The organism is Cellulomonas sp. P4_H4, assembly GCF_056400865.1.
The window spans coordinates 55961-79663 of record NZ_JBFUKL010000008.1 but is presented as its reverse complement, the minus strand read 5'-3'; the positions used below and the strand labels follow the sequence as shown (position 1 = coordinate 79663).

General features: G+C 72.3%; 23 protein-coding genes. 8 read left to right on the top strand and 15 right to left on the bottom strand.

Going from position 1 to position 23703, the window contains the following annotated elements:
- Positions 1–44 precede the first annotated feature (44 nt).
- Entirely contained in the window at positions 45–1241 is a 1197-nt protein-coding gene (dinB, locus tag AC1DPN_RS18540; protein ID WP_477086251.1) for a DNA polymerase IV, read from the bottom strand.
- Positions 1238–1717: an SAV_6107 family HEPN domain-containing protein gene (locus tag AC1DPN_RS18535; protein ID WP_477086250.1), complete on the bottom strand. Its 480-nt coding sequence runs from the start codon at positions 1715–1717 to the stop codon at positions 1238–1240. The genes dinB and AC1DPN_RS18535 overlap by 4 nt, the downstream gene beginning before the upstream one ends.
- A 156-nt stretch (positions 1718–1873) precedes the next feature.
- Here AC1DPN_RS18535 and AC1DPN_RS18530 point away from each other — a divergent pair, with 156 nt between their 5' ends.
- The gene (locus AC1DPN_RS18530; protein ID WP_477086249.1) at positions 1874–2758 is read left to right on the top strand and encodes a spermidine synthase; all 885 of its coding nucleotides are present in this window, start codon (positions 1874–1876) and stop codon (positions 2756–2758) included.
- Between the two features lie 60 nt (positions 2759–2818).
- Here AC1DPN_RS18530 and AC1DPN_RS18525 read toward each other — a convergent pair whose 3' ends face one another.
- Positions 2819–3022 (bottom strand): cold-shock protein, encoded by a 204-nt coding sequence (locus tag AC1DPN_RS18525; RefSeq protein ID WP_426595341.1) that lies wholly within the window; start codon positions 3020–3022, stop codon positions 2819–2821.
- A 264-nt stretch (positions 3023–3286) separates the two neighbouring features.
- Positions 3287–4219: a proteasome assembly chaperone family protein gene (locus AC1DPN_RS18520; protein WP_477086248.1), complete on the bottom strand. Its 933-nt coding sequence runs from the start codon at positions 4217–4219 to the stop codon at positions 3287–3289.
- Positions 4220–4493: 274 nt separating this feature from the next.
- Here AC1DPN_RS18520 and AC1DPN_RS18515 point away from each other — a divergent pair, with 274 nt between their 5' ends.
- Both AC1DPN_RS18515 and serA read left to right on the top strand, forming a co-directional pair.
- Complete coding sequence (locus AC1DPN_RS18515) at positions 4494–6722, top strand: HelD family protein (RefSeq protein WP_477086247.1); 2229 nt, start codon at positions 4494–4496, stop codon at positions 6720–6722.
- Positions 6723–6791: 69 nt separating this feature from the next.
- Positions 6792–7991: a phosphoglycerate dehydrogenase gene (gene serA, locus AC1DPN_RS18510; RefSeq protein ID WP_477086246.1), complete on the top strand. Its 1200-nt coding sequence runs from the start codon at positions 6792–6794 to the stop codon at positions 7989–7991.
- A 78-nt stretch (positions 7992–8069) separates the two neighbouring features.
- Here serA and AC1DPN_RS18505 read toward each other — a convergent pair whose 3' ends face one another.
- A complete protein-coding gene (locus tag AC1DPN_RS18505) occupies positions 8070–8267 on the bottom strand; it encodes a DUF5302 domain-containing protein (RefSeq protein ID WP_477086245.1) in 198 nt (65 codons plus the stop codon).
- A 122-nt stretch (positions 8268–8389) separates the two neighbouring features.
- Here AC1DPN_RS18505 and AC1DPN_RS18500 point away from each other — a divergent pair, with 122 nt between their 5' ends.
- Positions 8390–9394, top strand: coding sequence for an aldo/keto reductase (locus AC1DPN_RS18500; RefSeq protein WP_477086244.1), 1005 nt, complete (start codon positions 8390–8392; stop codon positions 9392–9394).
- On the opposite strand, the gene AC1DPN_RS18495 is transcribed toward AC1DPN_RS18500, so the two are convergent.
- The 3 genes from AC1DPN_RS18495 to AC1DPN_RS18485 form a co-directional block, all read right to left on the bottom strand.
- Entirely contained in the window at positions 9360–11363 is a 2004-nt protein-coding gene (locus tag AC1DPN_RS18495; protein ID WP_477086243.1) for a S9 family peptidase, read from the bottom strand. The genes AC1DPN_RS18500 and AC1DPN_RS18495 overlap by 35 nt on opposite strands.
- 51 nt (positions 11364–11414) lie before the next feature.
- Positions 11415–11933, bottom strand: coding sequence for a transcriptional regulator NrdR (gene nrdR, locus AC1DPN_RS18490; protein ID WP_477086242.1), 519 nt, complete (start codon positions 11931–11933; stop codon positions 11415–11417).
- A 399-nt stretch (positions 11934–12332) separates the two neighbouring features.
- Complete coding sequence (locus tag AC1DPN_RS18485) at positions 12333–12806, bottom strand: LysM peptidoglycan-binding domain-containing protein (protein WP_477086241.1); 474 nt, start codon at positions 12804–12806, stop codon at positions 12333–12335.
- A 392-nt stretch (positions 12807–13198) separates the two neighbouring features.
- Here AC1DPN_RS18485 and lexA point away from each other — a divergent pair, with 392 nt between their 5' ends.
- Both lexA and AC1DPN_RS18475 read left to right on the top strand, forming a co-directional pair.
- Positions 13199–13912, top strand: a complete 714-nt coding sequence (gene lexA, locus AC1DPN_RS18480) for a transcriptional repressor LexA (RefSeq protein ID WP_477086318.1) — start codon at positions 13199–13201, stop codon at positions 13910–13912.
- Positions 13913–14041: 129 nt separating this feature from the next.
- Positions 14042–14290: a Rho termination factor N-terminal domain-containing protein gene (locus AC1DPN_RS18475; RefSeq protein ID WP_477086240.1), complete on the top strand. Its 249-nt coding sequence runs from the start codon at positions 14042–14044 to the stop codon at positions 14288–14290.
- A 3-nt stretch (positions 14291–14293) separates the two neighbouring features.
- On the opposite strand, the gene AC1DPN_RS18470 is transcribed toward AC1DPN_RS18475, so the two are convergent.
- The 3 genes from AC1DPN_RS18470 to hflX are packed head-to-tail and all read right to left on the bottom strand — an operon-like array spanning position 14294 to position 18934.
- The gene (locus tag AC1DPN_RS18470; RefSeq protein ID WP_477086239.1) at positions 14294–15292 is read right to left on the bottom strand and encodes an L-lactate dehydrogenase; all 999 of its coding nucleotides are present in this window, start codon (positions 15290–15292) and stop codon (positions 14294–14296) included.
- Positions 15293–15349: 57 nt separating this feature from the next.
- A complete protein-coding gene (locus AC1DPN_RS18465) occupies positions 15350–17407 on the bottom strand; it encodes an ATP-dependent DNA helicase (RefSeq protein WP_477086238.1) in 2058 nt (685 codons plus the stop codon).
- Positions 17408–17416: 9 nt separating this feature from the next.
- Positions 17417–18934, bottom strand: a complete 1518-nt coding sequence (gene hflX / locus AC1DPN_RS18460) for a GTPase HflX (protein WP_477086237.1) — start codon at positions 18932–18934, stop codon at positions 17417–17419.
- Between the two features lie 113 nt (positions 18935–19047).
- Here hflX and AC1DPN_RS18455 point away from each other — a divergent pair, with 113 nt between their 5' ends.
- Together AC1DPN_RS18455 and AC1DPN_RS18450 are read left to right on the top strand one after the other, a co-directional pair.
- Positions 19048–19647 (top strand): class I SAM-dependent methyltransferase, encoded by a 600-nt coding sequence (locus AC1DPN_RS18455; protein ID WP_477086236.1) that lies wholly within the window; start codon positions 19048–19050, stop codon positions 19645–19647.
- Positions 19644–21041: an MFS transporter gene (locus tag AC1DPN_RS18450; RefSeq protein ID WP_477086235.1), complete on the top strand. Its 1398-nt coding sequence runs from the start codon at positions 19644–19646 to the stop codon at positions 21039–21041. The genes AC1DPN_RS18455 and AC1DPN_RS18450 overlap by 4 nt, the downstream gene beginning before the upstream one ends.
- Here the strand turns inward: AC1DPN_RS18450 and AC1DPN_RS18445 are convergent.
- Genes AC1DPN_RS18445 through AC1DPN_RS18430 form a run of 4 tightly spaced genes read right to left on the bottom strand, consistent with a single transcriptional unit; the run spans position 20990 to position 23695 of the window.
- Positions 20990–21313, bottom strand: coding sequence for a thioredoxin family protein (locus AC1DPN_RS18445; protein WP_477086234.1), 324 nt, complete (start codon positions 21311–21313; stop codon positions 20990–20992). The genes AC1DPN_RS18450 and AC1DPN_RS18445 overlap by 52 nt on opposite strands.
- The gene (gene dapF / locus AC1DPN_RS18440) at positions 21310–22257 is read right to left on the bottom strand and encodes a diaminopimelate epimerase (RefSeq protein ID WP_477086233.1); all 948 of its coding nucleotides are present in this window, start codon (positions 22255–22257) and stop codon (positions 21310–21312) included. Before dapF ends, AC1DPN_RS18445 begins: the two co-directional genes overlap by 4 nt.
- The gene (gene miaA, locus AC1DPN_RS18435; RefSeq protein WP_477086232.1) at positions 22254–23210 is read right to left on the bottom strand and encodes a tRNA (adenosine(37)-N6)-dimethylallyltransferase MiaA; all 957 of its coding nucleotides are present in this window, start codon (positions 23208–23210) and stop codon (positions 22254–22256) included. The genes dapF and miaA overlap by 4 nt, the downstream gene beginning before the upstream one ends.
- On the bottom strand, positions 23207–23695 hold the full coding sequence (locus AC1DPN_RS18430) for a type III secretion system chaperone family protein (RefSeq protein WP_477086231.1): 489 nt from the start codon (positions 23693–23695) through the stop codon (positions 23207–23209). The genes miaA and AC1DPN_RS18430 overlap by 4 nt, the downstream gene beginning before the upstream one ends.
- Positions 23696–23703 lie beyond the last annotated feature (8 nt).

Here is a 23703-nt window from a genome sequence, read left to right as displayed (position 1 = left end):
CGAGCGCGAGGCTACTCCACCAACCTGCGAAGTCCCTGCACGGATCACAGATCCGCCGAAACGCCCGCGAATCGGGCCCTTGCCGAAAGGACGTCCGGCCGACCGGGCGCAGGTTCACCCACTGCCTCGTCGAGCGTCGGCTGGCGGATCGTCTCCGCGGCGGCCGTGAGCCCGTCGACGCGGACACCGACCAGCCGCACGGGCAGCCCGCCGAGGTCCACACCGGCGATGAGCTCTCGGGCGGCGAGGTAGAGCTCGCGGCCCACGTCGGTCGGCGTCGGGAGCGTCCGCGAGCGCGTCAACGTGCGGAGGTCGGACGTACCCACCCGCACGCTCACCGTCCGCGCCAGCAGCCCCTCGGCGCGCAGCCGGGTCGCGCACCGGGCTGCGAGGTCGCGCGCCCTGTCCTGGACGACGCGCAGGTCCGACTCGTCAGCGAGCAACGTCTCGTCGGCGCCGATCGACCTCTCCATGCGGCGTGGCTCGACCGGCCGCGGGTCCCGTCCCCACGACAGGTCGACCAGGCGCGCTCCGGCGACTCTGCCCACGGCCTGCTGCACCGTGGCGACGTCGCTGTCGGCCAGCTCCGCGACCGTGCGGATTCCGCGACGCGCGAGCGCCGACTCGGTCTCCGCACGGACAGCCCACAGCGCGCCGACCGGCAGCGAGCGCAGGAAGTCCACCGTCACGTGGCGAGGGACGAGGAGGACGCCGTCGGGCTTGGCACGACCGGAGGCGAGCTTCGCGACGAGCTTGGTGGACCCGATGCCGACCGAGCAGGTGATCCCGAACTGCTCGCGAACCCGCCGCCGCACTGTTGCGGCGATCAGCGTGGGGGGCCCGAGCCGGCGACGGGCGCCGGAGACGTCGAGGAACGCCTCGTCCAGGTTCACCTGCTCCATGAGGGGCGTGACCTCCCCGAGCAGCTCCATGACCCGGGTGGACACCTCGAGATAGGCGTGATGGTCCGGCGGGACGACGATCGCCTGCGGGCACAACCTCAGAGCCGCCTGCATGCGCATCCCCACGCGCACCCCGAACGCGCGGGCCTCGTACGACGCCGCGACGACCGCGCTGTGGGCAGCTCCACCGACGATGACCGGCAGTCCGCGCAGCTGTGGGCGACGGGCCAGCTCGACCGAGGCGACGAACGCATCCAGGTCGACGTGCAGGATCGAGCACCCGTCCTCCTCGCTCCCCCGATCGCGCCTGGCCACCGACGACCGGGGCGCCCGGCTCATGAGGCCCGCAGCGCGTGCACGTCCTCGTGGGGGGCATCGCCGTGAAGAGCATCACCGTGCACGGCGGCGCGAGCCGCGTCCACGAAGTCCTCGGCCCAGAACAGCGCCTGCTCGGCGCGACCCGGGGACAGCTCGTCGAAACGCCCAGCGTCGACCGCCGACCGCAACGGCGCGGCGTCCGCGAAGTAGGTGGACCAGGCCGCGAGCTCCGGAGCGACCGTGTCCAGCAGATCCCACACGGTCCGCAACGCCTTCCGACCAGGTCCCGCCGAGCGGGCGGCGACGACCGCAGCACCGGCGCGCAGCGCCGCCAGGTGGGCGTGGCTGAACAGCTCCCATGCCTCGGACGACAGCCGCGCGGCGACGAGCTCCGCATCGGCCCGACGGAGCAGCTCGGCGGCGCGGGTCGACTGAGGTCCCGCTCCGGAACTGCTGCCGGTGCCGGCGGCGGTCCTGCTGTCGAGCTGCTGTGCCATCGCCGCCTCCGTCGTCTGCTCGATCGCTTCTCGTGCACCTGCGGGAACCTGTGCTGAGCCCGCTGCTGAACCGGTCCGCCGAGCCAACCTCGACCCTCCAAGCATCGAACACCTGTTCGATGCTGTCAAGGACCAAGCTCCCCGTACCGTGAGGGCATGCCCGCTCGCGATCGATCCACCCGCAGGAGCACAGGGTCGCAGCGACCACCCACACGCGCGGCGGTACGGGCACTGTGGCCCACGGGTCCCCTGCCGATCTCCACAGGGACGGTCGAGCTGGAGCGGGACCCCGACGACCCGGACGGTGTCACGGTCCTGGTCAACGGCGTGCCGAGCTCTTACCTCGACCTGGCCGACCCGTCGCACCTCGTGTTCGAGTACATGCAGCAGATGGCGGAGGTCGTCGACCGCATCGGTCCGGCCGGCGGACCGCTCGACGTGGTCCACCTCGGCGCCGCCGGCTGCGCGCTCGCCCGCGCCATCCACGCCGAACGGCCGGGGTCTCGCCAGCTGGCCATCGAGCTGGACACCGCGCTGCCCGAGCTCGTGCGTGGCTGGTTCGACCTCCCGCGTGCACCGGCCCTGCGGATCCGTGCCGGCGACGCGCGCTCCGAGCTGGAGAAGCTGCCTGACGCGTCCGCGGACGTCGTGATCCGTGACGTCTTCGCGGGCGACATCACACCCAGGCACGTGCGCACGCGCGAGATGGTCGCTCAGGTGGCGCGCGTGCTGCGACCAGGCGGGGTCTACCTGGTCAACACGGCGGACCGCCCGCCACTGGCGGGCGCACGGGCCGAGGTGGCGACGATCGACGGCTGCTTCGCGGACGTCGTCGCCATCGCCGAGCCCGGCCTGCTGCGTGGCCGGGGCTACGGGAACCTCGTGATCGCCGCGTCGGACGACCTCGACCTGCTCTCCTCACCGGCCCTCGCCCGGGGCATCCGCAGCCTGCCCGCGCCGGCACGGCTGCTGCGTGACGAGGAGCTGGTCGCGTTCGTCGCCGGCGCGCAGGCGCTGCGCGACGGCCCGCGCGTGACATGACGGACGGGCCGCACCTCGTGTGGGGTGCGGCCCGTGCGCCAGGTCGTTCGAGAGCTCAGATCAGAGCGGCACGACGTTCTCAGCCTGGGGGCCCTTGGCGCCCTGGGTGATCTCGAACGACACACGCTGACCCTCGTCGAGGCTGCGGTAGCCCGAAGAATTGATCGCGGAGTAGTGGACGAAGACGTCAGCGCCGCCGCCGTCCTGGGCGATGAACCCAAAGCCCTTCTCAGCGTTGAACCACTTGACAGCACCCTCAGCCATGTTCGTTTCCTTCTGTTCCCACCGGTGTCGGCGCCGACCCTTCTGTCCGCGCCGTGCCGCAATGCCTCACGTCCTGCACCGGGTGACCCAGCCGAGAACGACTGGTCGGAACCGCTCCCAGTGCACAAAGGCCCTGGTCACGACGCCGGTCAAGCGAGTACGTCACTGCAACGGGTGCATCCTTGCACCGGCGGTGTGGGGTGCGCCACGTTTTCGCCCGTCCAGCCGCCATGCGGAAGGCAACGATTGGGTAAAGGTGCCTCGTCAGGCGGGCCCGCCGTCCGACTGCTGAGCGAGGAAGCGCTCGAACTCCGCGCCCAGCTCGTCGGCTGTCGGGATGTCCGTGGAGCCCGCCAGGAGGCTCGTCCGGCCGATGCTGCGCGTGAACGCGTCGTACTGCTCCTCGAGCGCGTGCACCACCGCGGCGACGTCCTCCGACCCCGTGACCTGCCGCTCGATCTCCCGCATCGCCTCGTCGGCAGCCGGCGTCAGCGCATCGACGTTCAGCTCCAGGCCCGTCGCACGCTCGATCTTCTGCAACGCCGCCTGGCTCGCCTGCGGGAACGCCGACTGTGCGAGGTAGTGCGGCACGTGGACGGCGAAGCCGAGCGCGTCGTGACCGTTCTGCCCGAGGCGCAGCTCCAGGAGGGCGCTCGCGCTGGCGGGGACCTGCACGGTGCCGAACCACGAGGGGTGGTCCGCCACGAGCTCGGGGCGCGTGGCGTGCGCCGTCACCGACAGCGGCCGTGTGTGCGGGATGCCCATGGGGATCCCGTGCAGCCCGACGGTCAACGACACGTCGAACCGCTCGACGATCTGCCGGACCGCGGCGACGTAGCGCTCCCACTGCACATCAGGCTCGACGCCGTGCAGCAGCAGGAACGGCACCCCGTTGGTGTCCTCGACGACGTCGACCACGAGCTCGGGCTCCGCATATGCGGACCACGTCGTCTGGTCGAACGTCATGATCGGCCGGCGCGACCGGTAGTCCAGGAGCTGGTCGACGTCGAACGTGGCCAGCCGCGTGGTCGAGAGCTCGTCGGTCAGGTGCTCGGCCGCCAGCTGCCCGGCGTTGCCGGCGTCGACGAACCCTCGCACGGCGTGCACCAGGACCGGTCCGGCCCCGTGCGCACTGCGCGCCTCCACCTGGGCAGCGACCTCGGGGTCGACGTCGTAGATCTCGCTCGGGTTCAGCATGCTCGTCTCACTTCCGTCCATGGGCGAGGGTCGCGGCTCATCGCTCCGAGCCTGCGGGCCCCTGCCGGTACGGGCTTAACGCCACGCCGCGGCGAGTTTGTTCCGCCCGACACACGTGACCAGCCGCACCCGGACGGGTGCGTGCGAGCGCGCCCCGGACAGCGGATAATGGTTGGCCGCTCCGTGCGCCGCGCGTCCCCCGACGCCCGCGCCCGGAGCGCAGGACGCACGGCCGGGCAGACCCGGCGGATCGGAGAACGCCCACGTGGCAGGCATGGACAACGAGCTGACGGGCGAGCAGGTGGTCGTCGACCAGCTCTACGGGCGGCTCGACGACCTACGCGCCCAGACGCGCGCCCGCCTGGCAGACGTACGCCGGGAAGGTCCGTCCGGCTCGCCGCAGAACCGGAGCGAGCGTGACGCGTTCGCGACGCTCTACGAGGACCGGATCGCGCAGCTCGAGGCCGTCGAGGAACGGCTCGTCTTCGGGCGCCTCGACCTCACGGACGAGACGCGTCGCTACATCGGTCGAATCGGCCTGACCGACTCCGAGCAGAGCCAGCTCCTGACCGACTGGCGCGCGCCCGCCGCGCAGCCCTTCTACCGAGCGACCGCGAAGAACCCCGACGGCGTCGTGCAGCGTCGCCACGTCGTGACCCGTGGGCGGACCGTCACGAGCGTCGAGGACGAGGTGCTCGACCTCGACGCACTCGGCGACTCGGAGGCCCGCCTCTCCGGACTGTCCGGCGAGGGCGCGCTTCTCGCCGGTCTCGCGGCGGGCCGCACCGGCCGGATGGGCGACATCGTCGCGACGATCCAGGGTGAGCAGGACGCCATCATCCGTTCGGAGCTCGGCGGTGCCCTCGTGGTGCAGGGTGGCCCCGGCACCGGGAAGACGGCCGTGGCGCTGCACCGTGCGGCCTACCTGCTGTACGCCCACCGGCGGCTGCTCGAACGCTCCGGCGTCCTCCTCGTGGGCCCCAGCCGCACGTTCCTGCGGTACATCGACCAGGTCCTGCCCTCCCTCGGCGAGACCGGCGTCGTCACGACGACCGTCGCCGAGCTGTACCCGGGCATCGTCGCCACGGGCACGGAGGACGAGAAGCTGGCCGAGCTCAAGGGCCGGACGCTGTGGGCCGACGTCATCGCCCGCGCCGTCCGGGACCGCGAGCGCGTGCCTGCCCAGCCGGTGCACGTGCGCGTCGAAGGTCACGACCTGGTGATCCGGCCGAACGACATCGCCTCGGCGATCGCGCGCGCGCGGCGCAACCACCGCCCGCACAACCAGGCGCGCATCACGTTCGTCCGCGACATGCTGAGCCGCCTCGCGGACCAGTACGTGACGTCGCTGGGCCAGGACGTCCCACCCGACGAGCGTGGCGAGATCATCGAGGAGATCCGCACGACCCGCGAGGTCCGGATCGCGTTGAACCTGGCGTGGATGCCGATCACGCCGCAGAAGCTGCTCGCCGACCTGTTCAGCAAGCCGGCCCGGCTCGCGTCCGCTGCGCCGGGCATGGCGCCGCACCAGCGCGCGATGCTGGTCCGCGACCCCGACGCCCCCTGGACGCCCGCGGACGTGCCGCTGCTGGACGAGGCGGCGGAGCTGCTCGGCGAGGACGACCAGACCGCGCGTGCCGAGGCCCGTGCCGCCGCCGAGCGCCGCGCCTCCGAGGTCGCGTACGCCCGGCAGGTCCTCGAGTCGACCGGTGCGGGCGGCATGGTCTCCGCCGAGATGCTCGCCGACCGTTTCGCCACGACCGGCCCGACGCTCACCACGGCCGAACGGGCCGCCGCGGACCGGTCGTGGACCTACGGCCACGTCGTGGTCGACGAGGCGCAGGAGCTGTCCGCGATGGCGTGGCGGTGCTTGCTGCGCCGGGTGCCGACACGGTCGCTGACCATCGTCGGCGACGTCGCCCAGACCACGGCCGCCGCCGGAGCACGATCCTGGGCGGGCCAGCTCGACCCCGTCCTGCGGACGTCGTGGCGGCTCAACGAGCTCACGGTGAACTACCGGACACCGGCCGAGGTCGCCGGCACGGCTCGTCGGGTCGCCGTCGCCGCCCGCCTGCCCGTCAGCCCGCTGACGTCGGCCCGCGAGGTGCCCGACTCGCTGCTGGTCGAGCGCGTCGCGACGGACGGCTTCGCCGAGGCGGTCGCCCGACAGGCGGACAAGCTCACCGCGGAGATCACCGACGAGACCGGTGCGGGACGCCTCGCGGTCATCGCGGTCGAGAGCCGGATCCCCGCAATCGCGGACGCGCTGCTGGCCGCGGGGCTGCGCCCGGCCGTCGGAACCGGGGCGAGCGCGGCGGACCTGGACGCCCCGCTCGTCGTCCTGACGCCGCGTGAGGCGAAGGGACTGGAGTTCGACGTCGTCGTCCTCGTCGAGCCGGCCGAGGTGCTCGCCGCGAGCGCGGGCGACCTGTACGTCGCGATGACGCGGCCCACGCGCACGCTGCAGGTCATCCACGACCGACCGCTGCCGCGTGGCTGGTGAGCACCTGGTGACTGTCCGCAGGGCGGACCGGCGGTAGGCCGATCCCCCGACCAGGCGCACCATAGGCACGTGCCCACAGCCCTCCTGCTCGAAAATCTGCACCCTCAGGCCGTCTCGATCCTCGAGGCGGCCGGCTACGACGTGATCACCCGGACCGGTGCGCTCGACGAGAACGAGCTCATCGAAGCCCTCGCCGGCGTGCAGGTGCTCGGTATCCGGTCCAAGACCCACGTCACGGCCAAGGTGCTCGCGCACGCGCCCGACCTGGTCGCGATCGGTGCGTACTGCATCGGCACCAACCAGATCGACCTGGCCGAGGCCGCCGCACGTGGCGTCGCGACGTTCAACGCGCCGTTCTCCAACACGCGGTCCGTCGTGGAGATCGCGCTCGCCGACATGATCGCGCTCACGCGCCGCCTGACCGAGTTCGACAAGGCCATGCACGACGGCGTGTGGAACAAGTCCGCGACGGGCGCGCACGAGATCCGTGGTCGCACGCTCGGCATCATCGGCTACGGCAACATCGGCACCCAGCTCTCCGTGCTCGCCGAGAACCTGGGCCTCTCGGTCGTCTTCTACGACACCGCCGAGAAGCTCGCGCTGGGCAACGCCCGCCGCATGGACACGCTCGACGAGCTGCTCGAGACGGCCGACATCGTCACCCTGCACGTCGACGGTCGCAGCGGGAACGCCGGGCTGTTCGGGGCCAAGCAGTTCGCCCAGATGCGCCCCGGTGCGGTCTTCCTGAACCTGTCGCGCGGGTTCGTCGTCGACTACGCCTCGCTGCGCGACGCCATCGTGTCGGGGCACGTCAGCGGCGCGGCCATCGACGTGTTCCCTGTCGAGCCCAAGCGCAAGGGCGACGCCTTCGAGTCCGAGCTGCGCGGCCTCTCCAACGTCATCCTCACGCCGCACACCGGCGGATCCACCGAGGAGGCACAGGAGGCCATCGGCCTGTTCGTGTCCGCCAAGCTGCGCGACTACATGACCACCGGCTCGACGACGCTGAGCGTCAACGTGCCCAACCTCGCGCTCGAGCAGAAGCCCGGCGTCCACCGCCTCGCGTACCTGCACCGCAACGTCCCCGGTGTGCTCGCCGCCGTCAACGCGACGCTGGCCGAGCACGGCGTGAACATCGAGGGTCAGCTCCTGACCACCAGCGGTGAGCTCGGGTACGTGGTGACCGACGCCGGTGCGCCGATCGAGCCGGCCGTCGTGACGGCACTGACCTCACGCCCCGAGTCCGTGCGGCTGCGCCAGCTCTCTTGATCTCCGCGCTCGACCGAGCGCGAACGGGGGCCCGACCACCAGTGGTCGGGCCCCCGTTCGTTCGTCGTCGCCTGCTCGTCAGGCAGAGCCGGACTTGCGCTGGAACCGGCGCTGGGTCGGGCCGGCCGTCTCCGAGCCGTGCACCTGCCCCGTGTTCGACGTCCCGTCCGCGGTGCGGTGCTGGTTCGCCTTCTTGCGCTCGAGTGCCTCGCGGTACTTGGCCTTCGCGTCCTCGCTCACCGCTCCCGTGGTCGTCGTCTCTTCGTTCTTCGCCATGGGCGTCTCCTTGTGTGCGGTGTACATCTGTGGCGGGGCGTGTGCGCCCTCCCCCCGCCAGCGTCCCCGAACCGGGCCGTCGGCGCCACCTCTTCTCATGGCGGACGGGTAGCGTCGCCTGGATGGACCTGCCCCTTCGCCGCACCGGCGGCCTGACGCTGCCGGTCGTCTCGCTCGGTCTCTGGCAGAACTTCGGCGACGCGACGCCTTTCGCCGACCAGCGCCGGCTCGTCCTGCACGCTGTCGACCGTGGGGTCGTGCACCTCGACCTCGCCAACAACTACGGGCCGCCGCCGTTCGCGGCCGAGGAGTCCGTCGGCCGCCTCCTCGCTCGGGACCTGCGTCGCGACGAGCTGTTCGTCACGACCAAGGCGGGCTATCGCGCCTGGCCCGGGCCGTATGGCGAGCACGGTTCACGCAAGTACCTGCTCGCGTCGCTCGACGAGTCGCTGCGACGACTCGGGACCGACCGCGTGGACGTCTTCTACAGCCATCGGTTCGACCCGTTCACGCCGCTCGAGGAGACCCTGGGGGCCCTGGCTCAGGCTGTCCGGTCCGGCAAGGCGGTCTACGCGGGGATCTCGTCGTACTCGGCCGACCGGACCGTCGACGCCCTGGAGGTCGCCCGAGAGCTCGGGCTGCCGCTCGCGGTCCACCAACCCGCCTACTCGATGCTCAACCGCTGGGTCGAACGGCCCGGCGCCGACGGTCGCTCGCTCCTCGAGGTCGCAGACGCCGCCGGGATGGCCGTCGTCGCGTTCTCACCGCTCGGACAAGGGATGCTCAGCAGCCGGTACCTGCATGGCATCCCAGCCGACTCACGCGCGGCACGCGGCGGTCCACTGCGGCCCGAGTGGCTCACCGACGAGACGCTCGAGCACGTCCGCGCGCTCGCCGACATCGCCGCGGCGGGCGGTCGGACCCTCCCTCAGCTCGCGCTCGCCTGGGTGCTGCGCGACCCGCGGGTGACCTCTGTGCTCGTGGGGGCGCGCACGACGGAACAGCTCGACGAGAACCTCGCGGCGGCCACCGCTCCCGCACTCGACGCCGACGAGCTCACCGCGATCGAGGAGCACGCGGTCGACGCCGGGATCAACCTGTGGGGCTCGCGTTCGAGCGACCTGTGACCGGCAGGTGACGCTGCCACCAGCGCAGCACGTGCTCGAAGCGCACCTGACGGTGCTTCGGCGTGCCGGAACGCGTCAGCTCGTGCCCCTCACCAGGGAACAGCAGCAGCTCGGCTTCGACACCTCGCCGCTTCAGCTCGACGAACCAGCGCTGACCCTGCTCGACGGGGCACCGCCAGTCCTGCTCGGAGTGGATGACCAGCGTCGGGGTGCGCACCGCCCCGACGTGCGCCATGGGCGACTGCGCGGCAACTGCTGCCGCACCCTCGTCGTCGGCGGCGTCGCCCAGGTAGTCGAGACCGAAGAACCAGCCGATGTCGCTCGAACCGACGAAGCTCACCGGGTCGAGGAAACCCCGCTCGACGATCGCCGCCGCGAAACGGTCCGTCCGCGTGGTGAGCCACGCCGACAGATAGCCGCCGTACGAGCCGCCCATCACGCCCACGCGCTCACCGTCGAGGTCCGGGGCGTCGAGCGCCGCTCCGAGCAGCGCCAGCACGTCCTCGGTGTCGACCTCCCCGAACGCACCCTGCAGCACCCGGCCGTGCGCCGCGCCGTAGCCCGACGACCCGCGGGGGTTGCCGTAGACCACCGCGTACCCGGCCTGCGCGAGCACCTGCACCTCGTCGAAGACGGCGTGCGTGTACTGCGAGAAAGGTCCTCCGTGGATCATCAGGATGGTCGGGTGGGGTCCCTCGCCGTCCGGGCGCACGACCCACCCGTGCACCGGGTAGCCGTCCGAGGACCGGGCCTCGACCTCCACCGGGACACGCAGGTGCCCGGTCGCACGGAGATCGGCCGAGAAGTCCGAGCGAGGCGTCGCGCGACCACCTGAGGGATCGACGACGAGGACGTCGCCCGCCGACGTCGGCATCGCGGCAGTCGCGACGATGAGTCCACCACCGCAGGCGGCTCCCGAGACGACGACCTCTCCCTCGAGCAGGGTGCGTTGCGTCCCGTCGGCGCCGACCCGGAGCAGATGGACAGTGCCGCGGACCTCGGACGCCACGAGCGCATCACCCTCGTGCTCGACGAGCACGCTGGTGAGCAGGTCGACCGACTCGGCGTCGGTCAGCCGCTCCGGACGCGCGGGCGACTGGTCGAGCGCAGCTCGGTACAGGCCGACCTGGGCCGCGATGAAGTCGCGTCCGGAGGCACTCAAGTCGCTCGCGAGCAGCCAGACGTGCGCGCCGTCGGCGGACGGCAGAACCGCCTCGACGCCCAGGGTGGAGCCGGCGTCGGCGTCATTGAGCGGGATGGGCGGACGCGGATCGCCGACAGGGTGCGCGTCGACCAGGACGGCGTCCTGACGCAGGTCACGCTCGCGGTCAGCGTGGCGCGCACTGACAGCGACGAGCGCCTTGCCCGACGCGAGCCATCGTGCGCCCGACACACCGATGCTCCCTGCCGTGAGCGGTCGCGACACCGGCAGGTCGTCGCCGCTCTGCGGTCCGACCGGCACGTCGACGACGAACACGTGCTGCGGTCGGTCGCGCACGAACCCGACCCCGTCGGCGCGGTACTGCAGCTCCGTGATGTGCCGCGGCGGCTCCGACCCCGGCTGACCGTCCGGCTCGTACCGGCCCTGCTCGGGGACTCGGGCCACGTACGCGAGGCGGGTCCCGTCGGGCGAGAAGCGTGGCGCGCCCGCACCGAGAGGAGCGTCGGTGAGCTTGACCGGTTCACCGCCGGCCGACTCGACGAGGTACACCTGCGGCTTGCCCTGCGGCTCCGCTCGCAGGAACGCGACCCAGCGGCCGTCGGGCGAGACGTCCGGGGCCGTGTCGCGATGGCCACGGGTCAGCGGCCGGGGCGTGCGCGACTCAGCGAGCTCGACCGTCCAGAGTCCGCCCGTGTACTCGTCGTCGGACAGGCGTGGACGGACAACCGAGACGATGGCCCGCGTCCCGTCCGGGAGGACCGCCGGGGCGCCGGGGACCTGCAACAGCTCGATGTCGGTGGGAAGCACGAGACGAACCTATGCTGCGACGCCGACAGGCGACGCGACCGACGCGGTGGGTCAGTCGTGCCTCGCCGGTTCTGCCGGGGCATCGCCTGCCTCTGCAGCGACGTCGTCCGTGTCCGTCTCCGTCTCGTGCTCGGCGCGCAGCACGGTGATCGCCGCCTCGAAGTCCTCGAGCGAGTCGAACGCCTGGTAGACCGACGCGAACCGGAGGTAGGCGACCTCGTCGAGCTCGCGGAGCGGGCCGAGGATCGCCAGGCCGATCTCGTACGCGTCGATCTCCGCCGAGCCGGCGCTGCGCAGCGTCTCCTCGACCTTCTGCGCGAGCAGTGCCAGGTCGTCCTCGCTCACGGGCCTTCCCTGGCACGCCTTGCGGACGCCGCCCGCGATCTTCTCGCGGGAGAAGGGCTCCGTGGCGCCTGACCGCTTCACGACCGACAGGCTCGCCGTCTCCACCGTCGTGAAGCGACGGTTGCAGCTCGGGCACTGGCGTCGGCGGCGGATGGTCGAGCCGTCGTCCGAGGTCCGCGAGTCGACGACCCGCGAGTCCGGGTTGCGGCAGAACGGACAGTGCACCGGATCCCCTTCGAGTGCGTGACGCCGGACAGTCGGCGCGGCGTCGTCAACGCCCCCGTGACGGTAGGCCAGCGACCGGCCCGTCGCAAGGCGCCCGCACGTGCACCGATCCAGTGCCGAGCGGTGGCCCCCGGCGTGGCGAGGGCGGCCGCCGTCGTGGCGACCGCCCTCGCGGGGACGCCCCCGTCCCCAGTTCACGGGCCGACTCGCCTCGGCACCGCGCGTGCTGCGGTCGGCACGACGGCCCAGCCGTCCACACCCCGCACCTCTTCGGCAAGCCCCCCAGCCTGCTTAGTGAGGTAAGGCTAACCTAGTCCAGGAGCGCCGCTACTGACAACCCACACGCGCATGGATAAACTCCCTGGCCGTCGTGCCTCCGCGCTCCACATCGGCGGCCGATCAGTCGACGGGGACGACGATCACCTGACCGGCCATGAGGCCGGCATCGGGCAGCTCGTTCAGGCGCACCAGATCGAACACGACATCCCGCACGTCTTCGCCCGGTCCGGCGATGTCGGCGGCGATCTGCCACATCGTTTCCCCGGACTGGACGACGTGGCGCTCGACCTGCTGCGCGGACACCGGACCATCGGCCGCGGCGCGGCTCGTCACGAGGACTGCGGCCGCGACCATCACGATCGCCATGAACCACAGCGCGACACGGCCACGCGCGGTCAGGTGCAGACCAGCGAGCCCGCGAGACCCGGCGCGCGGCGGGGCCGTCACGCTCGACCGTGCCACCCGGGACGGCCCGTCGACCGACCCGCTGCCCGTCACGGCCGGGCGCGGCGTCACGACGGGGCGCGAGGACGAGATGGTGGCGCGAAGTGTCGCGCGGGCAGTCGTTCCCGGCAGCGCCGGTGCCATTGCCATCGTCGTCATGGTGTCCCTCGTCCTCGCTCGTGCCGGGCGGATCCCGGCGATGCTGCTGTCGAACAGGTGTTCGTCGTACGTCTGTACGATGTCTATCAGCATCCGCCGACACTTGTCGAGACACGATCGAACAGATGTTTGATCTTCGTGCTCGGGTTCCCTAGGGTGGCGGTGCAGAGCAAGCGCACCACGAGCCACTGACACGGCCGTCGGCGGGGCCACCCGGATCGCTCCGGAGCACCGTGTCGCCGCAGGTCAGGGGCACGGACGGCGGGAGCGACACAACGGCGGAGCCCACGGCCGCCCGACAGAGGAGGAGCGCAGTGACGGACTCACCGGACACGTCCCAGCCCGACAAGCCCGACAGCGCCAACGCGGACGCAGAGACCGACCTGGCGACCGTCCACGCCCTCCCCGACAGCGCTCCCGGGCCAGACGGTCTGACTGCGCGCCAGCGGCTCGTGCTCGACACGATCCGCTCGTCGGTCGAGTCCCGCGGCTACCCGCCGAGCATGCGCGAGATCGGTGAGGCCGTCGGCCTGACGAGCCCGTCGAGCGTCAAGCACCAGCTCACCGCGCTCGAGCGCAAGGGCTACCTGCGACGCGACCCCAACCGTCCGCGCGCGATCGAGGTCGTGCACCAGGACGACTCCCGCGGCGTCGGCACGTGGACCGCTCCGGACGGGAGCCGCGAGGCGTTCCCGGACCACGCGGACGGCGAGCGGATGCCGGCACCGTCCTACGTCCCGGTCGTCGGTCGGATCGCCGCCGGCGGGCCGATCCTGGCGGACCAGGTGGTCGAGGACGTGTTCCCGCTCCCCCGTCAGCTCGTCGGCGACGGCGACCTGTTCCTGCTCAAGGTCGTCGGCGACTCGATGGTCGATGCCGCGATCTGCGACGGCGACTGGGTCGTCGTCCGTCGCCAGCCGGTGGCGGAGCAGGGCGAGATCGTCGCAGCCATGATCGACGGCGAGGCCACGGTCAAGACGCTCAAGCGGATCGACGGCCACGTGTGGCTCATGCCGCACAACCCCGCGTACCAGCCGATCCCCGGCGACGAGTCGACCATCCTCGGCCGCGTCGTCAGCGTGCTGCGCAGCCTCTGACGCGAGCCGGGTGCACTCCGGTGCACCCGGCCGTCGGGCTGCGACACGTCCCGAGACGGTCCACTCTGGACACGCTGGCGGACGCAACGCGCGACGCCGAACCCGACCGCCGATCCAGAGGAGCAGCTGATGCCAGGGCGTCTACCCGACCCCGGCCCGCGTGCGAAGGCCGCGATGGCCGCCGCGGCTCGAGGCGACGAGTTGCCGACGAACGACGTCGCGCCCAGCACGACGAGCGACGCCGGTGAGCGTCGCCCTTCCGGCGCCTACGAGCAGTGGACGGTCGAGGAGCTGCAGCACCGCGCGGCGGAGCTCGGGATCCAGGGCCGTTCGACGATGCGCAAGGACGAGCTGGTCGCCGCTCTGCGCAAGCGCTGACGGCTAGAAGCCGAACTGCCGGGCAACCTCCCGCACGGCGTCCGCCGACCGGCGCAGGCCCCACAGCTCGTCGTCCGACAACGGGATCGGCAGTCGTTCCCCCACTCCGTCAGCCCCGACGATCGCCGGTACCGACAAGCACACGTCGTTGATCCCGTAGTAGTCGGTGAGCAGCGACGACACAGGCAGCACGCGGCCCTCGTCCTTGAGGATCGCCTCGATGATCCGCGAGCCCGCCAGCGCGATCGCGTAGTTCGTGGCGCCCTTGCCCTCGATGATCCGGTAGGCCGACTCGACGACCTCCCGCGTGATGTCTTCCCGGTCCTGCCTCGTCAAGGGGCCGTGGCCACCCTGCCCTGCCCACTCGAGCAGCGGGACCGAGCCGATGCTGGCCGAGCCCCAGAGCGGGAGCTCGCTGTCCCCGTGCTCACCGGCGATGTAGGCGTGGACGTTCTGCACCGCGACGCCTGTGTGCTGCGAGATGAGATAGCGCAGTCGCGACGAGTCGAGGACGGTTCCGGAGCCGAAGAGCTGGGTCGACGAGAGCCCCGAGACCTGGAGCGCGGCGTAGGTCACCACGTCGACGGGGTTGGTCACCATCACGTACACCGCATCGGGCGCGACCTGTACAAGTTTCGGCAGCACCGCCTTTACGACCGCGATCGTCGCTCCGGCGAGCTCGATCCGGGACTGACCGGGCTTCTGCTTCGCCCCGGCGGTGAACATGACGACGTCGGCATCGGCGCACACGGAGATGTCGTCCGACCCGATCACCTGGGCCATCGGCATGAACTGGACACCGTGCCCCAGGTCGAGGACCTCTGCCTGCACCTTGGCTGCGTCGATGTCGTACAGCGCGACCGTGCGCGCGGCGCCCCGCAGCAGGGCCGCGTACGCCATGGTCGACCCGACCGCTCCAGCGCCGACGATCGCGAGCTTCGTGCCTCGCGCGGACCGCGAATGGTGCAGTCCGAGGTCTTCCACGTCCAGGCTCTCGGTCACGTAGCGGCCGCCCTCTCGCGGGAGTCAGATGCCGACGGGTCGTCGGGGAGTTCGAGGCTAACCCGTCCCCGTGAGTCGGCGCAGTGCGGCGACTGCGACGGAGCGGTCCGTCGTCCTCCAGAACTCCGGGAGGGACTTGGTCAGGAACGGCGCGTACCGGGCGGTGGCCAGCCGCGGATCGAGGACCGCCACGACGCCACGGTCGCTGCTGGTGCGGATCAGCCGGCCCGCGCCCTGCGCCAGCAGGAGGGCGGCGTGCGTCGCCGAGACGGCGAGGAAGCCGTTCCCGCCGGCCTTCTCGACGGCGTCCGAGCGCGCCGACTGCACAGGGTCGTCGGGGCGCGGGAACGGGATCCGGTCGATGAGGACGAGCGTGCACGTGCTTCCCGGCACGTCGACGCCCTGCCACAGCGAGAGGGTCCCGAACAGGCAGGTGGCCTCGTCGGCGATGAACTGGGAGACCAGCGTGGGGAGCTGGTCGTCACCCTGCACGAGGATCGGCACGTCGAGGCGTTCGCGCATCGCGGTGGCCGCGGCGGTGGCCGCTCGGCGCGACGAGAACAGCCCCAGCGTCCGACCGCCGGCAGCGGTGATCAGCTCGGCGATCTCGTCGAGCTGCGCGTCGGTCGCCGGCTCACGTCCCGGGGGCGGCAGGTGCCGGGCGAGGTAGAGGATCCCCTGCTTCGGGTAGTCGAACGGGCTGCCCACGTCCAGGCCGTGCCACGGCACCGCGGACGGCGGGGCGGGCGTGTCGTCGTCGAGCGAGGACGGCCCTACGGCCGCGGCGTCGGGCCGCACCTCGAGCCCGACCGCACGGGCGATGGGGTCGAAGGAGCCACCCAGCTCGAGCGTCGCCGAGGTCAGCACGCCGGATCGGCCCGCCAGCAGGTGCGTCCGGATCAGTCCGTTCACCGCGAGGGGCGCCGCGTAGAGCCGCGTCGAGACGTTCCCGCGACGATCCTCCGAGCGCGCGCACCACAGGACCGTGTGCTTGGTGTCCTCGGGGTCGGCCGCCATGCGGTCCGCGACCTCGAACAGAGCGAGCATCGTCGCCTGCGCCATCTTGAGCCCGGCCTCGGGCGGGGCCTTCGGGCCGGAGTCGGGCTTGAGGGCGCTGAGCAGCGCGCGCGTCGCGTCACGGACGGCAGCGACCGCGTCGCGGGCGGCAGGTGGCAGCCCGTCACGGAACCGCGCCTCCGGGAGCGTGACGAGGACGCCCGCCAGCGCCTGGCTGGCCGAGTCGAGGTCGGTGCTCGGGATGCCGCCGTGCCGGCGCGCGAGCCGGGACGCGTGCTCGATGACGGCGACCGACAGCTCAGACGTCGCCTGCGCGGTCACGCGGTCGGTCAGCTCGTGCGCCTCGTCGACGACGAGCACCTGGTGCTCCGGCAGCACGTTCGGCGACCCGGACGCAGCGATCCCGAGCATCGCGTGGTTGGTCACGACGACGTCGGCCTCCCGGGACGCCGCCTTGGCCTTCTCCGGGAAGCACTCCGTGAGCATCGGGCAGCGCGTGCCGAGGCACTCCAGGGACGCCACGGACACCTGGCGCCACGCCCGGTCGGTGACGCCAGGCACGAGGTCGTCACGGTCGCCCGTCTCGGTCTCCTCGGCCCACTCGCGCAGCCGGATCACCTGCGCACCCAGGTCCTTGGAGCCGCCCGCAGACGGGTGCTCGGCGGCGCCCGCGTGCTCACCCAGGTCGAACAACGTGGGTGCGTCGTCCTCCGGGTAGCCACCGGCGACCTTGTGCACGCAGACGTAGTTGTGCCAGCCCTTGAGCAGCGCGATCGTCGGCTTGCGCGGCAGGTGCGGTTCCAGGGCCTTCGCGACGAGCGGCAGGTCGCGGGCCATGATCTGGCGCTGGAGCGCGAGCGTGGCGGTCGAGACGATCACGTGCTCGTCCTCGAGGACCGCGTGCCGGACGGCCGGCACGAGGTAGCCGAGCGACTTGCCGGTGCCCGTGCCCGCCTGGACGAGCAGGTGCTCGCCCTTGTCGATCGCCTCGGCGACCGCGACCGCCATCTGGTGCTGACCGTCGCGACGAGCGCCACCGCCGAGCGCGGCTACCGCTGCGTCGAGGAGGTCCTCGACAGAGGGGTCGGTGTCCGGCACCGCGTCAGCCTAGTGGCGCGCAGCCGCCTCGAGCTCCGCCGCGAGACCGGCGTCGACGCGTGCGCGGATGGCCGTGCCGTGGGCGGTGTGCTCCTCGGCCTGGATGTCGCCGTGCTCGTGCACCCGGCTGATCAGGTCGCCGCGGTCGTACGGCACCACGAGGTCGACGCTCACACCGGGCCGTGGCAGCTGGTCGGCCACCAGGGCCTGCAGCTCCTCGATGCCCTCGCCGCTGTGCGCGGACACGACGATCGAGTGCACCTCGCGCGAGCGCAGGCGCGCGATCGTCTCGGGCGTGGCCAGGTCGGCCTTGTTGAGGACGATGATCTCGGGCACGTCCATGGCACCCGGGATGTCTGCGAACACGTGCCGGACGGCCGCGATCTGGCCCTCGGGGTCAGGGTGCGACGCGTCGACGACGTGCAGGATCAGGTCGGCGTCGGCGACCTCCTCCAGCGTCGAGCGGAACGCCTCGACGAGCTGGTGCGGGAGCGAACGGACGAAGCCGACGGTGTCTGCGAGCGTGTAGATGCGCCCGTCGATCGTCTCGGCGCGTCGCACGGTCGGGTCCAGCGTCGCGAACAGCGCGTTCTCGACGAGCACGCCGGCGTTGGTCAGGCGGTTGAGCAGCGACGACTTGCCCGCGTTGGTGTAGCCGGCGATCGCGACCGACGGGATCGCGTTCTTCTTGCGCGAGGCGCGCTTGGTGAGCCGCGCGGGCTCCATCGCGGCGATCTCACGGCGCAGCTTGGCCATGCGGTTGCGGATGCGTCGGCGGTCGAGCTCGATCTTCGTCTCGCCGGGGCCGCGTGAGCCCATGCCCGCCGCGGCGCCGCCGACCTGGCCACCGGCCTGCCGGGACATCGAGTCGCCCCACCCGCGCAGGCGCGGCAGGAGGTACTCGAGCTGCGCGAGCTCGACCTGAGCCTTGCCCTCCCGCGACTTGGCGTGCTGGGCGAAGATGTCGAGGATCAGGGCGGTCCGGTCGACCACCTTGACACGCACGATGTCCTCGAGCGCTCGGCGCTGGGACGGTGCGAGCTCGCCGTCGATCACGACGGTGTCCGCGCCGACGGCCCCCACGAGGGCCGCCAGCTCGGCGGCCTTTCCCGAGCCGAGGTACGTGCCGGGATCCGGCTTCGCGCGGCGCTGGAGCAGTCCGTCGAGCACCTCGGAGCCGGCGGTCTCGGCGAGCGCCGCCAGCTCGCGCAGGGAGATCTCGGCGTCGGTCACGGTTCCCGAGCCCCAGACGCCCACGAGCACGACCTTCTCCAGGCGGAGCTGCCGGTACTCGACCTCGGTGACGTCCTCGAGCTCGGTCGAGAGGTTCGCCACCCGGCGCAACGACGTGCGCTCCTCGAGCTCGAGCTGGTCGCCGTCGTACGACGAGTGGACCGTCACACCTGCCTGGAGCGCGGTCCCTGCCCTGGCGAGCACACGGGCCACGACGTCGTCGGCCACGTCCTGCGCGGACCTGGGCACCGGGGTGTCCTGCGTCTCGCGGGTGGTGTGCTGCGGGTCGTTCACGCGGTTCCTCTTCTCGTCGCCTGCACCCAGGGTCCCACGCGACCGCCGCACGGCCGAGGCATTTCGCTGCGGGCCGATCCGGGCGCGGGTCGAAGGTCGGTAGGGTCGGCGCCGTGAGCCAGCACGACCACTACTTCACCGCCCAGCCCGCGTCCGCCGACGAGCGCCGGGTGCTGCGCGTCCACCTCGCGGGCCGGGACCTCGAGGTGGAGACCGCGGGCGGCATCTTCTCCCCCGACCACGTGGACCTCGGCACCCGGGTGCTGCTCGACCACGCGCCCGCGGCGCCCGCTGCGGGCGACCTGCTCGACCTGGGCTGCGGCTGGGGACCCATAGCCCTGACGCTCGCGCTGGAGTCGCCCGGTGCCCGGGTGTGGGCCGTGGACGTCAACGAGCGCGCGCTCGACCTCGTACGGCGCAACGCCGAGCGGGTGGGCGTCGCCAACGTCCACGCGGTGCGTCCCGACGAGGTCCCCGACGACGTGACGTTCGCCGCGATCTGGTCCAACCCGCCGATCCGCGTCGGCAAGGCGGCCCTGCACGAGCTCCTGCTGCGCTGGCTGCCGCGGCTCGCGGACGGCGGGGAGGCGCAGCTGGTCGTCGGGAAGAACCTCGGCGCGGACTCGTTGCAGCGCTGGCTCGCCGACGCACTCCCGGTCACGGTGGAGCGCACCGCGAGCGCGAAGGGGTTCCGCGTCCTGAGGGTGTCGTGAGCGTCGACACCGCGGCCGAGTGGCGTCGGCTCCGCAGCACGACGTGGAGCATGTGCGTCCTGATCTTCCTGGTCGCGTTCGAGGCGTTCGCGGTGACCACGGTGATGCCGACGGTGTCCGACGCCCTCGACGGCACCTCCCTGTACGCGTTCGCGTTCGCGGGTCCGCTGGCCACGGGCGTGATCGGGATGGTGGTGGCGGGGACCTGGTGCGACAGGCACGGCCCGCGTGCACCCCTGTCGCTGGCCGTCGTCCTGTTCGCGGCCGGTCTCGTGGTCGCCGGGCTCGCGCCGACCATGTGGGTCCTGGTGCTCGGGCGGCTCCTGCAGGGCCTGGGCGGTGGTGCGATGACCGTCGCGCTGTACGTGATCGTCGCGCGGCTCTACCCGGCCCTGCTGCACCCGCGCGTGTTCGCCGGGTTCTCGGCCGCCTGGGTGCTGCCGTCGATGGTCGGCCCGTTCGCGGCGGGAGCGGTCGCGCAGCATCTCGGGTGGCGCTGGGTGTTCGTCGGTGTCGCCGTCCTGGTGGTCCCGGTATCGCTCGTCCTCATGCCTGCGGTCCGCTCGATCGGCGCGCCCGAGACACCAGCCGAGGCTGCTCGCCGCGGCCGGCTCGCGTGGGCGACGCTCGCCGCGGCCGCCGTCCTCGGTCTCAACCTCGCCGTCTACGTCCGCCTGCCCTGGTCGGTGGTCGTGGCTGCACTCATGGCACTGGCGGCGGTCGTGGCTCTGCGTCCGCTCGTGCCCACCGGCACGCTCCGGGGTGCCCGGGGGTTGCCCGCCGTCATCGCGACCCGCGCACTGGTCGCCGGGGGCTTCTCCGGCGCCGAGGTCTACCTGCCGTACGTGCTCACGGACCGCTACGGGTACTCGCCCACGACCGCAGGCATCGCGCTGACGTTCGGCGCCGTCGCCTGGGCGGGGACGTCCTGGGTGCAGGGTCGGCTCGGTGAGCGGCTGCCCAGCCGACGCGCCATCGTTCTCGGCGCGGCACTGCTCGTCGTCGCCGTCTCGGGCGTGACGCTCGTCGTGGCCGCGCATCTGCCGCCCGCCCTCGCGATCGGGAGCTGGACGGTCGCAGGCGCCGGCATGGGGCTGATCTACGCGCGGCTCACCGTTCTCGTGCTGGCCTACTCGTCGCCCGGCAGCCAGGGCACGCACAGCTCGGCACTGTCCATCGCGGACTCGATCGGCGCCGCGCTCGCACTGGCGCTCACCGGCCTCGCGTTCACGACCGCGCTCGCGGCCGTCGCGGGGCCCGACGTGCCGTTCACGGCCAGCCTCGTGGTCGCCCTCGTGTTCGCGTGCGGGGCGGCGATCGTCGCTCCGCGCGTGGGGGCGCGTCAGGCCGAGGTGACCGCCGACGAGGCCGCGGCGAGCGCACTGCGGACCTGAGCCAACGTCGGGACGCCCGCGGCGCGACGCACGACCGCCCCGGTGGCGTCGAGGACCAGGACGGTCGGCGTGACGTCGATGCCCAGCCGCTCGCCGAGCGCCGTGTGGTCGGCGACGTCGAGGTCGAGGTACGCGACGGCGTCAGAGGTCGCGACGGCACGCTGGACCACGTGCCTGGTCGTCCGGCAGGGCGCGCAGAACGTGCTGGAGAACTGCACGATCGTCGCGCGCTCCCCCAGGACGATGCCCAGCTCGTCGGCGGTCAGCCTCATCGCAGGGCAGAGAGGTCGACGTCGGCCGTCGCGACGAGGAGCGCGGGGCCGGCGAGCTCGACGTTGCCGCTCGGCAGGACCGTCACGCGCACCGTCCCTCCCGGAACCTCCACGAGCCACACGTCGGGTGCCCCGGGGCCGGCCCACGTCCGGACCGCCAGCGCCGCGGCGCAGGCACCGGTGCCGCACGACCGCGTCTCCCCGACGCCGCGCTCGTGCACGCGCATGCGGACGCGACCCCGCAACGTGCCGTCCTCGGCGCGGTCCTCGCCCAGGGGGACGACGAGCTCCACGTTGATGCCGTTCGGGGGTACAGGGGTGACGGCAGGTGCGCGGGTGAGGTCGGCGGTGCTCAGCTCGTCCTCGTCGTGCAGCGCGAGCACGACGTGCGGGTTGCCCAGGTCGACGCTCAGACCCGGACGGGCGACGTCGATCGCCGCGACCAGGACCTCGGCGTCGAACCCCTTCGACGAGGCCTCGTCGCCACCCGGCAGGAACCACGGGCCCATGTCGACCGCGTACCAGACGTCGTCGCCGATGCCGGCAGGCACCGGGACCCGACGGACGCGCTTCACGCCTGCCCGTGTACCGAGCGCCAGCTCACCGTCCGCCGCGTCCCACAGGCCGAGGCGCTCGAGGAACGCTGCGAACACCCGGACGCCGTTGCCGCACATCTCCGCGACCGACCCGTCGCCGTTGCGGTAGTCCATGAACCAGCGCGCGCGCGGCTCCTCGGAGAGGATCGCCACGCCCTCGGGCAGGTGCTCGGAACCGATGACGCGGATCACGCCGTCGCCGCCGACTCCCGCACGCCGGTCGGCGAGCTCGCGGACCAGGGCAGCCGACAGGTCGACGGCGCCGGTGCGGTCGTCGAGCAGCACGAAGTCGTTCTGCGTCCCGTGACCCTTGGTCACGTGCAGCGTCGAGGTCGCCACCGCGGTCATGAGCCCAGGCTACGTCGTGGTGCCGGGTCCTCGGTGGCGAGCCCCAGGTCGCCCGCGTCGGCGGCCGCGACGAGCGCGAGCGCCTTCGGGACCAGCTCCGGGTCCTGCGCGTCCAGCCAGTGCACACGGGGGTCCCGACCGAACCAGCCCATCTGCTTGCGGGCGAGCCGTCGCGTTCCCGCCGCGATCGCGTCGAAGGCTTCGTCCACCGACAGCTCACCGCGCAGCATCGCGAGGATCTCCGCGTACCCGACGGCTCGCGACGCGGTGCGCCCCAGGCCGGAGGCGACCAGCGCCTCCACCTCGTCGACCAGACCCTCCTCCCGCATCCGGCCGACCCGCAGCTCGATGCGCGCGTCCAGCACGGCACGGTCGCAGTCGAGGCCGATCTGCACCGCGGGGACCTCGTAGACGTGCTGCGGCAGCGAGGCGGAGTAGCGACGGCCGGTCAGTGCGATGACCTCGAGCGCCCGGACGATCCGGCGGGCGTTCCGGGGACCGATGCCGGCTGCGGCGACGGGGTCGACCGCTGCGAGCTCGGCGTGCAGGGCCCGCGCACCCTCCGCCTCGACGCGCGCCTCGAGCGCCGCCCGCACGTCCGGGTCCGTCCCGGGGAACTCCATGTGGTCGAGCAGGGCCCGCAGGTAGAGCCCCGAGCCTCCGACGGCGACCGACCGGTGCCCCCGAGCCTCGATCTCGTCGAACGCCCTCCGTGCACGCTCCTGGTAGTCGGCGACGGACGCGTCCTCGTAGGGGTCCAGGACGTCCAGGAGGTGGTGCGGGATGCCGCGGCGGGCGTCGACGGGCAGCTTGGCCGTGCCGATGTCCATGCCGCGGTACAGCTGCATGGCGTCGGCGTTGACCACCTCGCCGCGCAGGCTCTCCGCGAGCGCCAGGCCGAGGTCCGACTTGCCGGTCGCGGTGGGCCCGACGACCGCGACGACGAGCGTCACTCTGCGGTGGGCCGCGCGGGGTCGTGGTACGCGACGGGTGCGCTCGGCGTCTCGGGCACGAACCGCTTGGTCATCTCCCGGAAGAAGCCCAGGGACGACCCGATGCTCGTCGACAGCTGCAGGTCGAGCTGCTCGTCGGTGACGCCGTGGTCCCAGGCGATCGTGAGCTCGGAGTAGACGGCGACGCCCTCGTCGTCCGCCTTCACGTAGACCTTCGGCCACAGCATCTGCTGCGACCACTCGTTGCACGCGATCAGCATGGTGCCCAGCTCGGTGCGCGGGACCGTGTGACCCCAGCGACCGCGGATCTGCAGGTACGTGCTGTCCTTGCCCACGACCATGAACCAGAACGGGTTCCCGTCCCAGGCGGCGAACAGGTCACCGTCGTCGTCCGTCCCGTACTTCGCGGCCTGGGCGTCGAGCAGGGCCGCGACGCGCGCGATCGCCAGGGGCGGGAGGGTGGGCTCGGTGCTCTCGACAGACATCGGTACCT

Coding starts and splice junctions, on each gene's coding strand:
- dinB (WP_477086251.1), bottom strand. CDS start 1,241: ATGAGCCGGGCGCCCCGGTCGTCGGTGGCCAGGCGCGATCGGGGGAGC.
- AC1DPN_RS18535 (WP_477086250.1), bottom strand. CDS start 1,717: ATGGCACAGCAGCTCGACAGCAGGACCGCCGCCGGCACCGGCAGCAGT.
- AC1DPN_RS18530 (WP_477086249.1), top strand. CDS start 1,874: ATGCCCGCTCGCGATCGATCCACCCGCAGGAGCACAGGGTCGCAGCGA.
- AC1DPN_RS18525 (WP_426595341.1), bottom strand. CDS start 3,022: ATGGCTGAGGGTGCTGTCAAGTGGTTCAACGCTGAGAAGGGCTTTGGG.
- AC1DPN_RS18520 (WP_477086248.1), bottom strand. CDS start 4,219: ATGCTGAACCCGAGCGAGATCTACGACGTCGACCCCGAGGTCGCTGCC.
- AC1DPN_RS18515 (WP_477086247.1), top strand. CDS start 4,494: ATGGACAACGAGCTGACGGGCGAGCAGGTGGTCGTCGACCAGCTCTAC.
- AC1DPN_RS18505 (WP_477086245.1), bottom strand. CDS start 8,267: ATGGCGAAGAACGAAGAGACGACGACCACGGGAGCGGTGAGCGAGGAC.
- AC1DPN_RS18500 (WP_477086244.1), top strand. CDS start 8,390: ATGGACCTGCCCCTTCGCCGCACCGGCGGCCTGACGCTGCCGGTCGTC.
- AC1DPN_RS18485 (WP_477086241.1), bottom strand. CDS start 12,806: ATGGCAATGGCACCGGCGCTGCCGGGAACGACTGCCCGCGCGACACTT.
- AC1DPN_RS18475 (WP_477086240.1), top strand. CDS start 14,042: ATGCCAGGGCGTCTACCCGACCCCGGCCCGCGTGCGAAGGCCGCGATG.
- AC1DPN_RS18445 (WP_477086234.1), bottom strand. CDS start 21,313: ATGAGGCTGACCGCCGACGAGCTGGGCATCGTCCTGGGGGAGCGCGCG.
- dapF (WP_477086233.1), bottom strand. CDS start 22,257: ATGACCGCGGTGGCGACCTCGACGCTGCACGTGACCAAGGGTCACGGG.
- AC1DPN_RS18430 (WP_477086231.1), bottom strand. CDS start 23,695: ATGTCTGTCGAGAGCACCGAGCCCACCCTCCCGCCCCTGGCGATCGCG.